This window comes from Limosilactobacillus mucosae DSM 13345, from assembly GCF_001436025.1.
GTDB lineage: Bacteria > Bacillota > Bacilli > Lactobacillales > Lactobacillaceae > Limosilactobacillus > Limosilactobacillus mucosae.
Window position 1 is genome coordinate 1 of sequence record NZ_AZEQ01000029.1, and the last position, 14930, is coordinate 14930.

Consider the following 14930-nt stretch of genomic DNA (forward strand, 5'->3'; position numbering starts at 1 on the left):
GACTTTAGCCGATGGTGGTTGACCTATACTGGCGATCATCAATGGGGTCGGATCCAGCAGCATCTCTGCGCACAGCTACAGTTGAAAATGAGCCTGGATGCAACCGTGTTTCGTTAATGAGAACTGTCTGGAACAGATTTTGCAAAATATGAAAATGTTTGCAATAATAAAAAACATGCATGAACCACCAAATGCGTTTAATTATTGATTAAATTAAATAAAAAATAATTTATTAATCGTGTCAGATGGAGGGGTGAGTCTGGCAGTGATTGTTAAAGTGGGGATAACAATGCTTACGTATGAGTTGATGGTTTACCATTGTTCAAAGGGCTACTGTGCAGTTTTGCCGCCAGAGCTTAAAATGCTGGAAAGCCACTATCAGCAACAGGTGTGTTTTTCTGATGGTCTACCAGGCGAGCTGTTAAGCGGAGCGGAGCGCGATAACGTTATTTTTCGTGGGCGCGTGGTCTTGGAACAAGTATTGAACTGCGCACGCTTTGACGACTTTGAGCTGCCGGAGCCGATTAAATGGTCGGAATGCCGCAATGCACAGTCGCAGGTCGAATTCATACCGGTCGCTTATCTGCAGAAAGGAGCGATTCAGATTTATGAAGGCCGTCACGTTCGGTTTTATCATAACAGCTTAAAATCACCACTGGACAATTGGCAAGGGCAGGGCATTAAGCTGGTTGATAGGCCATGTCATGTTGCTGTTGTTGGAAATGCGTTTTTCGGGCTCTGCCATGACTGGACAGCCTAATCCGTTTAGCGGCGGCTGATTTATGTGTCAAGACGGTTCTGCTACGACAAAACGACTGAGAATTTTAGTATAGACGATTGATACTGAAGAAAATAACGGATCAGATTCAACGATCGGTTTTGCAATTGAATCAATGTTGACCAGCAAATATTCCATCAATTAAGTCGCTTACGGGCGGCTTTTTATAGTTGGCATTGGCTACTGGCTTCAGTTAGACTAAAAGAGTAATTAAATAGAACAAAGGAATGAAAATTAATGCAAGCCAATGATGTTCAATGGAATGCCCAATATGACGTGGTTGTCGTGGGCTTTGGCGGTGCTGGTGCTACGGCAGCTCGGTTTGCGGCTGACGCGGGAGCATACGTCTTATTGGTTGATACGGCACCCCTGGGAAGAGAAGGCGGCAATACGCGCTATGCCTCACAGCACGTTGCAATGGGCAAAGGAATCGGCCAGCTGACCAAGTACTATCAGCAGCTCAATGACGATTATATGGTACCGGCTAAGCTGATGCAGACATATCTGCGCGGACTGGTAAATATGCCGGACTATTTTGAAAAGTACCTGGGCGTTAAGGCAGTTAGCTGGAAAGACGACATCCGCCTAGGCGATCCAGTCGTTCCCAAGCACTCGCTGGCTGAGTATCCAGAACTGGCCGACAGCGAGTCAGTCGACATTGCCCTGGTTCACCGACGCGATAAGGATGCGGCGCTATGGAAGATACTGCGGCAAAACGTGGTTGAGCGTGCGGACCGGATCGATGTCTGGCTCAACACGCGGGCGCGGCATTTGTACCAGGATGAACGAACCGGCGTGGTAAAGGGCGTTCAGCTGCGTCGGCGCGGTAAGGATTATCGGATTGCCGTTAAGAATGGTCTGGTTTTGGCAACGGGCGGTTTTGAAAACAATCGGGAAATGATTCAAAACTATCTGCAAAAACCGGCGCTAATGCCAATGGGAACACTGTTTAACCGTGGCGATGGCATTAAAATGGCCCAAGAAGTTCAGGCTAAGCTTTGGCACATGGGAAACTACGAAAGCTATGGCACGCTGGCCGGACTGACATTTGCTGAAGAGGGAACGCAGCATCGGGGCCGGGTAATTCAAAGCTGGTCGCAGTTGAATCATGGCAGTATTTTTGTGATTGGCGATGATGGCACGCGCTTTTTTGCGGAAAATCAGCCTGCACGTCACGGTCATCTATATTCACATGGTCACTGGGTTCTGCCGCACTATCAAAAACATCCTTATCTGGTATTTGACCAGGCGCAGTACGAGGTTTTTGCTCAGCAGGAAAAAGATGACCGGCGCCTGCCCTATCCGAAGTTTATGCAAAAGCTGCTCAGCGCGGATTCATTGCCAGAACTGGCTAAACAGCTGCACGTGCCGGCAATCAGCCTGACGCAGACGGTTACTGACTTCAATCATTTTAAAGAGATTGGCCGTGACTATCAGACCGGTCGCGATACGGATACCATGCGTAAGTTCGGGGCGGGGCCATACTATGCAATTAAATTGGCCAGCAACGTGTTGAATACGCAGGGCGGACCACAGCATGATGAAAAAGCGCGCGTCTTAAACGTTGATGACCAGCCGATCCCGCATTTATACAGCGCCGGTGAATTGGGCGGAATTGCCGCTAACTATTATCAGAGTGGCGGTAATCTGGCTGAGTGTCTGATTTTTGGCAAGATCGCGGGCGAAAATGCCGCTAAGCCAAAAAAGGATGCCGTCAACGTTGCGCGACTGCATAATGCGGTTACGGTGCATATTAATGATCTGCTGGATCTGTCGGCGCAGCATTATATGGTAGGGCCGGATCAGTATCTGGGCGTTTCGGATGATGGCATGGGCGGCCGAATCGTTGTCCGTGTAACCTATCAAAATCAAAAGCTGCGTCAAATTGAGATTTTGGAGAATCATGAAAACGAAGAGATCGGTCAGGCGGCTTTTGATCAGCTTGAAAAGAACATGATCAGTGCCAATACGCCAGCCGTTGACGCCATCTCGGGAGCAACGACGACCAGCCGCGCGCTGAGTGAAGCAGTTGCTGATGCACTGAGCAAAGTCAAATCAAAGTAATAAAAAACCGTCACCGAATTTTGCGTTCGATGACGGTTTTTTTAGTTGTCTGCAGGCTCATGGATGTAATGTGGATTAAATTTTTAATGATTAGAGTGAACAAGAGTCAGTCATAAGAGATGAGCCTGCCAAACAAGGATGATCAGACGTGAAGCCTTAAAGTGGATTTAAAGGGATTGAGAGTCCGGTACTGGGGATTGGCATACCAGTACCGGCAGCTTCACGATTTTGAGGAAAGACGAAGGATCGCCTTGAGGTTAAATGAACATCTGACCGTTGGAGTTGGCGTACTGCAACGGTCGAAGGAAGGGTCGGTCAAACGTTGGCGGCAGATCGATGGATTGACGGTGACAGTCATCAGCAAACTTGGCGTAGTTAGGGGATGGCTATCGTCGACTGCCTGCACGAACGGTTTCACGATAAAACAAGTTATGAAAGAAAAGCAGGATTGAAAACACTTTCCTTACGACCCATAAATATAATAGTATAACGGTTTACTAAGTGCAAGCCTTTTTCGGAAATTTCTGAATAAAAAATCAAAAAGAGCTTAAAAAGTCTGTTTTAATAACACTTGGAAATTTATCGAAAAGAACGCTCAGTAAGGTTGAATCGGCGTAAAATAAAGACAGCTAAACTAGAAAGGACGTGTTGTCAATGAAATGTCCACACTGCAAAACTCCACTTAAGGCTCACGAAAAAATCTGTGCAAAATGCGGCCACACAGTCAAGACGGCGCGCCAAAAACGGCGGCGTGATCTGATTTTGGCTGGTCTATTGTTGATGCGCCTGCTGCTGACGATTGGGCTGACCTTTAAGATGCTCAAGCAGCACCAGAAAAACTGATCTTAAATACAAAAACAGTGCTGTCTCAAGCTTTAGTGGGGCTTGAAACAGCACTGCCTGTTTTTTTTGATGTTAATGCCGGTGCAGCTTAAAATGGCCGGGTTCCTCATGGCCATCCAGATAATGATTGACGTACCAGATAAGCAGATAGTGCAGCTTAACCATGACCTGATAGGCAAAAGCCGCGTCGATTCGTTTGGGATGGCGGCCGGCCGCACGTAATTGAGTCAGCAGCATGATCAATTCGTCATTGAGCAGTTGCGTGGCCTGCAGCATGATCAAGCCATCCTCGCTGTTGAAGGGGTGATTCAGATTGGGCAATTCTTGTTTTACCAGCTTGCGAATCAAACGACCGCTGATCTCGCTGATCAACAGGGCCTCAGTGGCAAACTGCCCATTGCGATAGGCTTTTTCGGCCATATGAGAAAGATGATGCAGTTTATGCATGCCATGATAAGATTTTAAAAAGGCAAAATTGCTGGCCAAGATGACATCCTCATTTCATTTGAAGTACTACGACTATTTTACCATTAATCAATCGGCATGATGACGGCGGTATAATCAGATCATGCTGATATTGAAACTTGACAAACCAAATTAAGGTTACGGGAGGCAATTATGAAAAAATCTTTAGAGATGCTCGGTATTATTGGCTTGAGCAGTCTGATGCTAGCGGGGTGCGATCATCAGAGCCAGGAAAACCATTCGTCAGCAAAGCAGGAAACATCTTCAAAAGCAACACACCATAAGAAAAAGACGGCCAAAAAAGCGACCCGGCAAACGGCCAGTTCCAAAAATTCTGCTTCTAGTGCGAGCGTTTCGAGCAGTCAAACGGTGCAGAGCTCATCATCAGAGACATCGAGCAGTGCCAATCAAGCAGCTGACCAAGCGTCAGGTACAAATCAAAACGCCAGTCAGACCGCGGGGAGTTCGGCTGGTCAATCCGCTGCCATCAATTCGGTTCAAGAAGCGATTGCCGCGGTTGACGCCAAATATGGCAATGGCGATATTCAATGGTCCTACATGTCGGAAGGAAACGGCACGATGGCTACCGATACGAATGGTCAGCCGGTTTATTGGATTCGGGGCCAGGATTCGGCATATCGCAACGCGCATAATACGGCTGGCAGCTATGATGGTCATGACTATTACGTCTACCCGGATGGCCGCATCGTACCGCGTGAGTAAAAAACTATTTTAATCGCAAGTACGGTGGAGGGGATGATCCAGGCAAAAAAATGCTATGTTCTCAAAGCCAAAGCAACAGACTGGACGTTAGAAGGGTTCGTTGTCGGAACGATTTTCAACTAGGAATTGCGGTTTTAAAATGGTTAATCCTTTTACCTAAACGACTATTGACCCTTTTGCCATGATACGACTAAAATTAAGTTATTCACTTCAAAATTAAATCAGTACTTTTGGCATATGGCAAACTTTTGAAATTCAAGCATATGCTTAGCTGCAGTCTGATTTTTATCAATGAGCCATCCATTGGTTCAAACTATCTATTAATAATGAAAGGAGAGTCATGCCTGTTTTGCCAGTTCAATAATCTTGAACTACTTGAATCGGCATGATGCTTTGTCAGTTCATGGCAACAATTAAAGATATCGCGGCACGCGCGGGAGTCTCGGTTTCTACGGCTTCAAGAGCTTTAAATGATAACCCGCGAATCAGCGAGGCAACGCGCGAAAAAATCAAGAAGATTGCCGTTGAGATCGGCTATCATCCAAACTATGCCGCCCGCAATCTAACCCGGGGCGAGGCCAATATGGTTGGACTGGTTTTTCCAGTAACCACCGATGAAGCGCCAGCCAACCCATTTCATATCGACTTGATGCGGGGAATTGCTTCAGCGTTGGAATCACGCGACTACTCAATGGTCGTTGCATTGGCGCCCACGCAGGAAAAACTGCTGCGCGCGGTTAAATCCATGGCGCTGCAGTCAAAAATTCATAACTTCTTATTGTTCTATACGTTGGAACATGATCCAGTAGCGGCCTATCTGCGCGAGCATGGCTATAATTTTGTGGTAATCGGTCATCCCGAGCGGCACCAAAACGATCGCTATGTTGATAACGATAACGTCGCGGCAGGCTATGCGGCTACCAAACAGCTGCTGATCAATCATGACGTCACTAATCTGGCCTATGTCAGCTCGCCATATCATTGGCAGTATGAGGAGGATCGGCGCCTGGGCTACGAAAACTGTCTGGCGGAGCGGCATCTGCCGGAGCTGGACTGGTATTATGACACGCAATCGGCCAGTGAATTCTTTAGTCAGCATCCAAAGGTCGATGGACTGGTTTGTGCCGATGACCTGCTGTTTTTGAAACTGAATCATGAGCTGCAGGAAATGCATCTGCTGGATCGGCTTTCCGTGATCTGCTTTAACAACAGCAAATTACTGGGGATGCTGCTGCCAACCGTCGAAAAAGTTGATCTGCAGCCGCATGAGCTGGGCAAAAAGGCGGTTGAGCTGCTGTTCAATCCTAATCTGCAGCATGCCTTTGTTGCCTTTAAGGTTGACTAGCTGCCAGTCAGACTGCCGAAATACTAAAAAACATGATTGATTTCAAAGCGTAGGAATTAATCGTCAAAAAAATAAAAAATTTTTAAGTCGGTCCATTCCTTGCTGGGCCGGCTTTTCTTTAAGATTTTTGCGCAATCGGTTGCATTAAATTGTGTGCAAACGGTTGCGGAAAACGAATTCATTTGATATATTATTAAGTGTTAAAAGTCATGAAGCGCTTACACGACTTGGCAATTATTTATTGAGTGGATTTTTTAGGATAGGAGTTTTAAGTCATGAGTGAAGTAGAACAAAAGAAACAGACCTCTGGCTTGCCATATTTGTCCAAGAAAACGATTTGGATGATTAACTTCGGTTTTCTTGGCGTACAGACGGCCTTTACTTTACAAAGTTCTCAAATGAGTCGGATCTTCCAAACGATTGGTGCTGACCCTAACAGTCTTGGGTGGTTCTTCATTTTGCCACCATTGATGGGTATGATCGTGCAGCCGATCGTTGGTTACTACTCTGACCGGACCTGGGCACCAAAACTTGGCGGTCGCCGGCTGCCATACCTGATGCTTGGTACGATCGTTGCCGTTATCGTTATGCTCCTCTTGCCAAACTCAGGTAGTCTTGGCTTTGGGTATGGATCATTTGCGGCATTGATGTTCGGTGCAATTACCGTTGCCTTCTTGGACCTGTCTTCTAACGTCGCCATGCAACCATTCAAGATGATGGTTGGTGACATGGTCAACGATGATCAAAAGAGTTATGCTTATGGTATTCAGAGTCTGCTGAACAACATTGGTTCCGTTCTGGCAGCCATCTTCCCATTCCTGCTGACTTGGTTTGGTCTGCAGAACACGGCTCCTAAGGGTGTCGTTCCTCCTTCGGTTCGCTGGGCCTTCTACATTGGTGCTATTCTGCTGATTTGTACCAGTGCTTTGACGATGACTCACGTTAAGGAATATGACCCTGAAACCTACGCTAAGTACCACGGCATCAAGGAATCCGACAACAAGGAAGGCGGTAACTGGGTTGAACTGCTCAAGCACGCTCCAAAGGCCTTCTGGACGGTTTCTTTGGTACAATTCTTCTGCTGGTTTGCTTTCCAATACCTGTGGACTTACTCCGCTGGTGCAATTGCTCAAAACGTATGGCACACGACCAACGCAAGTTCTGCCGCTTACCAGGCTGCTGGTAACTGGTACGGTGTGATGGCTGCCGTTCAGTCAATCGCCGCTGTTGTATGGTCCTACGTATTGGCTAAGTTGCCTAACAAGTACCACAAGGCTGGCTACATGGGCTCGCTGCTGCTGGGTGCGGTTGGTTTCGCAACGGTCTGCTTCTTCTCCAACCAATACGCTTTGATTCTGTCTTACGCACTGGTCGGAATTGGCTGGGCCGGTATCAACACTTACCCACTGACGATCGTTACCAACGCATTGTCTGGTAAGCACATGGGTACCTACCTTGGTCTGTTCAACTGCTCGATCTGTCTGCCACAGATTGTTGCCTCACTTTGCAGCTTCTTCCTTTACCCAATGCTGGGCAACTCCCAACCACACATGCTGTTGCTGGGTGGGATCGTAATGGCAATCGGTGCATTCTCCGTTAACGCCATCAAGGAAACGTTCGCTGCTTAGTTTTGACTGATTTTGCAACTTAGAAATTAATTGAGATTGAGAAAGGATAATATCTTATGAAACGAACTTTTGATGTCGCTCCTTGGAATATCGTAACTACCAAGTGGGCTCCTGAAGACAAGCGCCTGCAAGAATCAATGACCAGTCTGGCCAACGAAAACCTCGGGATGCGTGGTTTCTTTGAAGAAGGCTACTCTGGCGACAAGATGGAAGGTGTCTACTACGGTGGCGTTTGGTTCCCAGACAAGACACGGGTCGGCTGGTGGAAGATCGGCTATCCAAAGTACTTTGGCAAGATGATCAACGGTACCAACTTCCTGCAGCTGACGATCAAGGTTAATGGCGAACAGCTGGATCTGGCTAAGCAGGAACCAACTGACTTCAAACTGGACCTTGACTTGAAGAAGGGGATCTTTGCCCGTGAATTTACGGCCGAAGTTGGCGGTGCCAAGCTGCACTTTACGTTTGAACGTTTTGTCAGCGTAGCCCAAAAGGAACTGGTTGGTCAGCGTCTGCACGTCAAGAACCTGGGCGATGCTGAAACTAAGCTGGAAGTTGCCAGTGTTATCAATGGTGACGTCTACAACGAAGACTCCAACTATGATGAACAGTTCTGGGATGTACTAGAACAAAAGGCAGCTGGCGAACATGCACTGCTGGTTTCCAAGACGAAGCCAAATCCATTCGGCACGCCTCAATTTACGGTTGGGGTAAAGACGACTACCAAGACGACGCTGGAACACGTTGGCGACGGCACGACTGCCAAGACGGCTGAAAACGACTTTGCCGGCACGCTGGCTGCTGGTGCAGAAGTTGAACTGGAAAAGCGTTCCGTGGTAGCAACTTCACGTGATTTTGACACGCAAGAAGCACTGGTTGCACGTCTGGACGAATTGGCTGGTCAACTGGATGGTCAAAGCTTTGATGATCTGCTGGCTCCCCACGTTGCTGGCTGGGCAGAACGCTGGAACAAGGCCGATGTTGAAATCAATGGCGATGACGAAGCTCAACAAGGGATTCGCTTCAACCTGTTCCAACTCTTCTCAACTTACTACGGCAATGATTCACGCCTGAACATCAGTCCTAAAGGGTTTACTGGTGAAAAATACGGTGGTGCTACCTACTGGGATACTGAAGCATACTGTCTGCCAGTCTACCTGGGTGTTGCCGATCCTGAAATTTCCCGCAACCTGCTGATGTACCGTTACGACCAATTGGATGGCGCTTATGTCAACGCTCAAGAACAAGGCTTGAAGGGTGCTCTGTTCCCAATGGTTACGTTCAACGGGATTGAATGCCACAACGAATGGGAAATCACGTTTGAAGAAATCCACCGTAATGGTGACATTGCCTACGCAATCTACAACTACACCAACTACACGGGCGACAAGAGCTACGTGCTGCATGAAGGTGCCAAGGTTCTGACTGAAATTTCTCGTTTCTGGGCTGACCGGGTTCACTACTCACAACGTCAAAACAAGTACATGCTGCATGCCGTAACTGGTCCTGACGAATACGACAACAACGTCAACAACGACTGGTACACGAACCTGCTTTGCCAATGGACGCTGAAGTACACGCTGCAAGTGCTGAAGGAAGTTGACGCTGACGTAGCTGCCAAGCTCAACGTTACTGAAGATGAAAAGCGCAAGTGGCAGGCAATCGTTGACAACATGTACCTGCCATACGACAAGGAACGTGACATCTTCCCTGAAAACGATGGCTTCTTGGACAAGGATCTGAAGCCGGTTGCCGACATTCCAAGCGACCAGCTGCCAATCAACCAACACTGGTCATGGGACAAGATCCTGCGTTCGCCATACGTTAAGCAAGGTGACGTTATCCAAGGTATCTGGGACTTCATCGACGACTTTACGCCAGAAGAAAAGAAGCACAACTTTGACTTCTACGAACAATACACGGTTCACGAATCAAGCCTGTCGCCATCGATCTACTCCATCATCGCTGCTGACCTGGGTTACGAAGACAAGGCCGTTGAACTGTATGACCGTTCTGCTCGTCTTGACCTGGACAACTACAACAACGACACTTCCGATGGTCTGCACATTACTTCGATGACTGGTAGCTGGCTGGATATCGTGCAAGGCTTTGCTGGCATGCGGATTCGTGAAGGCAAGCTGCACTACGCACCATTCCTGCCTAAGAAGTGGGATTCATACCAATTCACGCAGGTCTTCCGTGGCCGCGTCATCAAGGTGCTGGTTGACAAGGAAGGCACGCACGTATCACTGGTATCCGGTGAACCACTGACCATTGACTTGGCTGGTAAGGATCTGGAACTGAAGTAGGAGGCATTTTACATGAAGTTTGAAGATCTGAAGGGTTTTGCCTTTGACCTGGACGGCGTTATTGCCGACACGGCTCGTTTCCACACGCAAGCCTGGCATCAATTAGCCGACAAGGTAGGAACGACTTGGACGTCAGAACTGCAGGAAAGTCTGAAGGGCGTCGGCCGGATGGATTCGCTGGAGCTGATCTTAAAGGCGGGTGGTCACGAAAACGACTACACGCAAGCCGAAAAGGAAGCCCTGGCTGCTGAAAAGAACGACAACTACCTGCGTCTGGTTGAAACCTTGACGCCAGCTGATGTTCTGCCAGGCATGCAGGCCTTCTTGGATGATATTCGTGCCAAGGGCTATCAAATGGTACTGGCATCGGCTTCCAAGAACGCGCCTAAGGTATTGAAGTACTTGAAGTTAAGCGACTACTTTGATGGGATCGTCAACCCGGCTTCGGTTAAGCATGGTAAGCCAGCTCCTGACATCTATATCGCAGCTGCTGAAATGATGAACCTGCCTGTTGCCAACGTGGCAGGTCTGGAAGATGCTCAAGCCGGCGTTCAAGCCATTAACGATGCTGGCGAGCTCTCAATCGGTATTGGTGCCGGACTTGATGATGCCGACATTCGCTTTGACGCAACCAAGGACGTTACGTTAGAAGCAATTAAGGCTCAGCTCGACTAATTAAAAGTTCGTTTTGAATCAAAATTCTCTCTCTCAACATGGTCTGCGAATTCATTTCGCGGGCCATTTTTTATTGGATTATTTTCAAATCGGCTGGTTAAGCAAGCTTGCCATAACGATACGGGTTGAAAAAGGTCGATTTCAAATCAGATTGGTAAAGGCCGATTCCCTGCTTCAAAAATGGAGCGGGGAATTTTTATATTTAATGATGACGTTGAGGGAAACGGTCTGGTTGGCTGTTAGTTGAGGGAAACGGTCTGGTTGGCTGTTAATCGAACTGATTTGACGGTGGCCGACTGCTGAAACAAAGCGATGACCAAATTGAAACGGAAATACTGACGTGATGGACCAACTGCTTAATTACGCCAGGCAAACAGATTTTGCCAATGTAGCATTAATAAATACAATTATTTAAATGTTTCAGTCTTGATATCAATCAGCCAGTAAAATCGGTGCTAAACTAAACGTAGACAATTAAGAGCTTAGCAAGGGGGATGAACAAATGGAATTGATGGATTTATTACAGTCGCGACGGGCATTTCGCGAATATGATGATCAGCCGCTGACCAGCGAAGAGCTGCAGCCGATTCTACTGGCCGCGGAAACCAGTCCAGTTGGCTTGGGAAAATACCGCAATCATCGGTTGACGGTGATTCAAGATCCTAAGGTGCTAAATCAGATTCAATTAAAACTTGGGCAGGAATCCCACGATTTTAATCGGGGGAGGAATGCCCCTTTATTAGTGCGGTAAGACGTTATTTTCTTTTGAGAGGTGGTCTGCCAGCGTTACTTTTAGTCGTCCTCTGGTTGGCAATATAACGCTCTACAACCTCTTTACTCATGTTTCCCAGTGTCCCATGTAATAGCTACGTGACCACAAATGGCCGCCCCACCCAGTATTGCCTTTGCTTGATTTCTGGATGATTACGTAGGAATATTCGCGCGCTGCCCCCCCTTCAGTGCCTTAACGATATTAGTTGCTGAATACTTGGACTTAAAACTGATCAACATATGAACATGATCTGGCACCACTTCCATTTTTTCTATCGTAATATCATGAAGATCGGCAATGTGCCTAGAATATCTTTCGTCTCGTTGACTAGTGCTGGCGTTGTAAATGTGGCATTCCGATATTTAGTAGTACAATTGAAATTAGTAAAGGGGGTGAAATGACATGCCGAAAAAAGATGATTTGCCATATATGATGGGGCTAAAGTTACGCTTATACCCAAATTGGAAACAAGAAAAGATTTTGTGGAAGAATCTGAATGCTTCACGGTTCATTTATAACCAATTGTTAGCTAATAGTTGGACTGATAGTAGAATTATCAAAAGCAAACTTGATAAGCGATACCCAATTCCAGAAGCATATTGGCGTTATGACAAGAACGGTAAGGTAATTAAGAAGAGCCAAAAACGGCCGACTGGTTTAGCTCGTATCACTGCTCAACGATATCCTTGGCTTGGTGATGATGATCTTGATAGTGATATGTTCACCAATACCGAAGTTAATTATAAGGCCGCTTGGAATATGTTTCGGAAAGTACACACTGCCGGAAAACCAAAGTTTAAGCGAAAAAGCCGTCCTGTTCAGTCATATTCGACTTCCAATCATTATTCGAGTGCAACCGTAAAGAAACACGGGGGCGCTCCTTCGCTTTATAATGGGTCAATCAGATTTTTAGATCATAACCATATCCAGCTACCGAAGTTAGGTCCTATTAAGGTGAAATTACACCGTTCATTACCAACTAATCGGTTGGTACGGATTGCCACTGTTACAATTAAGCACTACGCGACCGGGCAATGGACCGTTTCATTACTGCTTAAAAGTGATGAGCCGTTCCACCAAGCTTTACCCAATACCAATCAAGCAGTTGGTATTGATCTAAACACCGAAAACTTTCTTACTACCAGTGATCAGAAGCAGGTTGCTAATCCCCACTATTATCGTGCCCTCAAAAAGCACTTGGCAAAACACCAACGGATTCTTTCTCGCCGGGCAAGGCGTGCCAAAAAAGAGCATCGTCCTTTGTGGGCAAGCAAGAATTACCAGCAGGAGAAGCTGGTCGTTGCCAAAATCCATCAACGGATTCGTAATCGGCGCCTAAACTTCCTTCATGAAACCTCGACTGCACTAATCAAGAGCCACGATTTGGTAGTTGCGGAAAACTTGAAGAGTAAAAATATGCTTAAAAATCATGCCCTGGCAATGAGTATTTCCGATGTTGGTTGGCGGATCTTTTTGGGTATGCTGGAGTATAAGGCCCCGCTGTATGGGCGCACGTTTGTCGAAGTTAATCCAGCTTACACAACCCAAACTTGTTATGATTGCGGCTTCGTGATGGGCAGCAAAGGTACCAAACGATTGACTCTTCATGATCGTGAATGGACTTGTCCTAACTGCCATGTTCATCACATTCGTGATCACAATGCTGCTTTGAATATCTTAGCGAAGGGTCAACGCTTGCTAACCAGACCCGACCAAAATCTAGAAGCAATTTATTAGTTTTAGAATTAGAAAGGGACGTTTGGAAACTTGCGCCCCTAGATTAGGCGTTAGCTTGATCTTAAATGGCCTAGTTATTGGCTGTAAGACATAGTGCCATCCGAAGATAATTTATTATCTGAGATGTTGCTACGCTGGCTTTATCTAGGCAAATTGTAGCTAGTAACTCATTCAGCGATGAACTGATGGGTGAAGTCTACAAGCCCCCGAATTTTATTCGGGGGTAGCTTGACAATATCTATCAGGCGCCGACCTTGATCGTTGTTTCATCACCAGATCCCGGCCAGCTGGAATTTATCGATGCTGGGATCATCGTGCATAACATGGAGCTGGCTGCTGAAAATGAAGGCTTGGCCGCTAACTATAACATGGCCTGCCTGGCATCGCTGCCGAAAACGGTAATTCCAGCGGGGATGACGCCTTGTTTTGCGATTACGCTGGGTCATACCAAGGAAAAACTGACGCCGCGCGATCTTGATATCAAGCGGATTCCCATTAATTGGATCAAGAAAGACTAGTATTTTATTAAAACCGTCTGATTCGAGTTCCCGGGAAATAAGATTGGCATTCAAAATAAAACAGCGTTGCCGCAAGCTTTGATAGCTTAAAGCAACGCTGTTTTTACGTGTACGCATTGGAATGATTGTTTATTCTGCCAGCTGCAGTTTAGCCGCATCGAGATGGAAATAATCCTGCAGATATTTAGCCAAGCCATCATGATCGTTGTCAAGCGGCGTTACGTCATCAGCAATCTGTTTAATGTCGTCAACGGCATTTTTCATGGCAACCCCGCGACCGGCATAGCTGAGCATTTCGGCATCATTGTGCTCATCGCCGAATGCAATGATCTGATCAGGACTGAGCTGATATTCTTTGACTAAGCGACGCAGCCCAGCTTCTTTGTGCGTCCCGCGCCGAATCAGCTCCATAATCGAATAGGGGCCGCCCCAAACGCGTGGTTCAACGAAATCGCCATATTTTTGATCCACGGCATTTAAAATCGCATCTTTTTTGGCGGGATCAAACTGAATCGTTAAGGCGATTGGATCGTTGTTTAGATTATGTTCGTTAAGAATCTGTTCGGGAGCCAGTTTAGCAGGCAGAAATTCGGGCAGATCGCTGCTGGGATGGTCAGCCCAGACGTGATATTTATCCTCGGCAATCACCATTTTGATTCCCAGTTCCTGTTTATGCGCCAACAGATCGAGCGTCATCTCGCGAGTAACGTTGACCGCGTATTCGCCGGCCCACTTGCGATGCGGAATATGACCCAGGGCGCCGTTGAAGTTGATCATTGGCGTTTTGAGTCCAATCTGATCGTAGAGGTGACCAGAAATCAAATATGGTCGGCCAGTAACGATTGAGACCAGATGACCCTGCCGGCTGAGCGTCTGCAGAGTTTTGATCGTTGTCGGCGTCAGTTTCGACTGGTTGTTGAGCGTGGTTCCATCCAGATCGATGGCAATAAGATGCTGCTTCATTAAAAAATTCCTTTCGCAAAAAGTATCTGCTTAAATTATATCGATGATCGGCTATGAAAGGCAAATTATTCAACAGCAGTAAGACAATTAGCTTTTAATTTAATATATAA

The 14930-nt window shown here is 46.9% G+C and carries 13 protein-coding genes and 1 pseudogene; 11 read left to right on the forward strand and 3 right to left on the reverse strand.

Going from position 1 to position 14930, the window contains the following annotated elements; genetic code table 11:
• The first annotated feature begins 289 nt into the window (after nt 1-289).
• The 3 genes from FC47_RS09465 (at nt 290) to FC47_RS09480 (ending at nt 3685) form a co-directional block, all read left to right on the forward strand.
• On the forward strand, nt 290-760 hold the full coding sequence (locus FC47_RS09465) for a hypothetical protein (RefSeq protein WP_056968729.1): 471 nt from the start codon (nt 290-292) through the stop codon (nt 758-760).
• Between the two features lie 255 nt (nt 761-1015).
• A complete protein-coding gene (locus FC47_RS09470; RefSeq protein ID WP_006499235.1) occupies nt 1016-2842 on the forward strand; it encodes an FAD-binding protein in 1827 nt (608 codons plus the stop codon).
• Nucleotides 2843-3496: 654 nt separating this feature from the next.
• Nucleotides 3497-3685 (forward strand): DUF2116 family Zn-ribbon domain-containing protein, encoded by a 189-nt coding sequence (locus tag FC47_RS09480; RefSeq protein ID WP_006499234.1) that lies wholly within the window; start codon nt 3497-3499, stop codon nt 3683-3685.
• A gap of 72 nt (nt 3686-3757) precedes the next feature.
• On the opposite strand, the gene FC47_RS09485 is transcribed toward FC47_RS09480, so the two are convergent.
• The gene (locus tag FC47_RS09485; protein WP_006499233.1) at nt 3758-4171 is read right to left on the reverse strand and encodes a hypothetical protein; all 414 of its coding nucleotides are present in this window, start codon (nt 4169-4171) and stop codon (nt 3758-3760) included.
• A 132-nt stretch (nt 4172-4303) separates the two neighbouring features.
• On the opposite strand from FC47_RS09485, the gene FC47_RS09490 reads away from it, so the two are divergent.
• The 6 genes from FC47_RS09490 (at nt 4304) to FC47_RS09515 (ending at nt 11581) form a co-directional block, all read left to right on the forward strand.
• On the forward strand, nt 4304-4873 hold the full coding sequence (locus FC47_RS09490) for a hypothetical protein (RefSeq protein WP_006499232.1): 570 nt from the start codon (nt 4304-4306) through the stop codon (nt 4871-4873).
• Between the two features lie 403 nt (nt 4874-5276).
• Nucleotides 5277-6218 carry a LacI family DNA-binding transcriptional regulator gene (locus tag FC47_RS09495; protein WP_006499231.1) on the forward strand — a complete coding sequence of 314 codons (942 nt, stop codon included), beginning with the start codon at nt 5277-5279 and terminating at the stop codon, nt 6216-6218.
• A 275-nt stretch (nt 6219-6493) separates the two neighbouring features.
• Nucleotides 6494-7846: an SLC45 family MFS transporter gene (locus tag FC47_RS09500; RefSeq protein ID WP_006499229.1), complete on the forward strand. Its 1353-nt coding sequence runs from the start codon at nt 6494-6496 to the stop codon at nt 7844-7846.
• Nucleotides 7847-7902: 56 nt separating this feature from the next.
• On the forward strand, nt 7903-10155 hold the full coding sequence (locus FC47_RS09505) for a glycoside hydrolase family 65 protein (protein ID WP_056968730.1): 2253 nt from the start codon (nt 7903-7905) through the stop codon (nt 10153-10155).
• 12 nt (nt 10156-10167) lie between these two features.
• Nucleotides 10168-10830 (forward strand): beta-phosphoglucomutase, encoded by a 663-nt coding sequence (gene pgmB, locus FC47_RS09510; RefSeq protein WP_056968731.1) that lies wholly within the window; start codon nt 10168-10170, stop codon nt 10828-10830.
• 502 nt (nt 10831-11332) lie between these two features.
• Nucleotides 11333-11581: a nitroreductase family protein gene (locus FC47_RS09515; protein WP_056968732.1), complete on the forward strand. Its 249-nt coding sequence runs from the start codon at nt 11333-11335 to the stop codon at nt 11579-11581.
• 4 nt (nt 11582-11585) lie between these two features.
• Here FC47_RS09515 and tnpA read toward each other — a convergent pair.
• Nucleotides 11586-12029: pseudogene (tnpA, locus tag FC47_RS10470) on the reverse strand (IS200/IS605 family transposase).
• On the opposite strand from tnpA, the gene FC47_RS09520 reads away from it, so the two are divergent.
• A complete protein-coding gene (locus FC47_RS09520; RefSeq protein WP_056968733.1) occupies nt 12005-13339 on the forward strand; it encodes an RNA-guided endonuclease InsQ/TnpB family protein in 1335 nt (444 codons plus the stop codon). The pseudogene tnpA and the gene FC47_RS09520 sit on opposite strands and share 25 nt — an antisense overlap.
• A 236-nt stretch (nt 13340-13575) precedes the next feature.
• Nucleotides 13576-13857 carry a nitroreductase family protein gene (locus FC47_RS09525; RefSeq protein ID WP_081036776.1) on the forward strand — a complete coding sequence of 94 codons (282 nt, stop codon included), beginning with the start codon at nt 13576-13578 and terminating at the stop codon, nt 13855-13857.
• Nucleotides 13858-13986: 129 nt separating this feature from the next.
• Here the strand turns inward: FC47_RS09525 and FC47_RS09530 are convergent, their stop codons facing one another.
• Complete coding sequence (locus FC47_RS09530) at nt 13987-14820, reverse strand: Cof-type HAD-IIB family hydrolase (protein ID WP_006499225.1); 834 nt, start codon at nt 14818-14820, stop codon at nt 13987-13989.
• Between the last annotated feature and the right edge of the window lie 110 nt (nt 14821-14930).

Coding starts and splice junctions, on each gene's coding strand:
- FC47_RS09465 (WP_056968729.1), top strand. CDS start 290: ATGCTTACGTATGAGTTGATGGTTTACCATTGTTCAAAGGGCTACTGT.
- FC47_RS09470 (WP_006499235.1), top strand. CDS start 1,016: ATGCAAGCCAATGATGTTCAATGGAATGCCCAATATGACGTGGTTGTC.
- FC47_RS09480 (WP_006499234.1), top strand. CDS start 3,497: ATGAAATGTCCACACTGCAAAACTCCACTTAAGGCTCACGAAAAAATC.
- FC47_RS09490 (WP_006499232.1), top strand. CDS start 4,304: ATGAAAAAATCTTTAGAGATGCTCGGTATTATTGGCTTGAGCAGTCTG.
- FC47_RS09495 (WP_006499231.1), top strand. CDS start 5,277: ATGGCAACAATTAAAGATATCGCGGCACGCGCGGGAGTCTCGGTTTCT.
- FC47_RS09500 (WP_006499229.1), top strand. CDS start 6,494: ATGAGTGAAGTAGAACAAAAGAAACAGACCTCTGGCTTGCCATATTTG.
- FC47_RS09505 (WP_056968730.1), top strand. CDS start 7,903: ATGAAACGAACTTTTGATGTCGCTCCTTGGAATATCGTAACTACCAAG.
- pgmB (WP_056968731.1), top strand. CDS start 10,168: ATGAAGTTTGAAGATCTGAAGGGTTTTGCCTTTGACCTGGACGGCGTT.
- FC47_RS09515 (WP_056968732.1), top strand. CDS start 11,333: ATGGAATTGATGGATTTATTACAGTCGCGACGGGCATTTCGCGAATAT.
- FC47_RS09520 (WP_056968733.1), top strand. CDS start 12,005: ATGCCGAAAAAAGATGATTTGCCATATATGATGGGGCTAAAGTTACGC.
- FC47_RS09530 (WP_006499225.1), bottom strand. CDS start 14,820: ATGAAGCAGCATCTTATTGCCATCGATCTGGATGGAACCACGCTCAAC.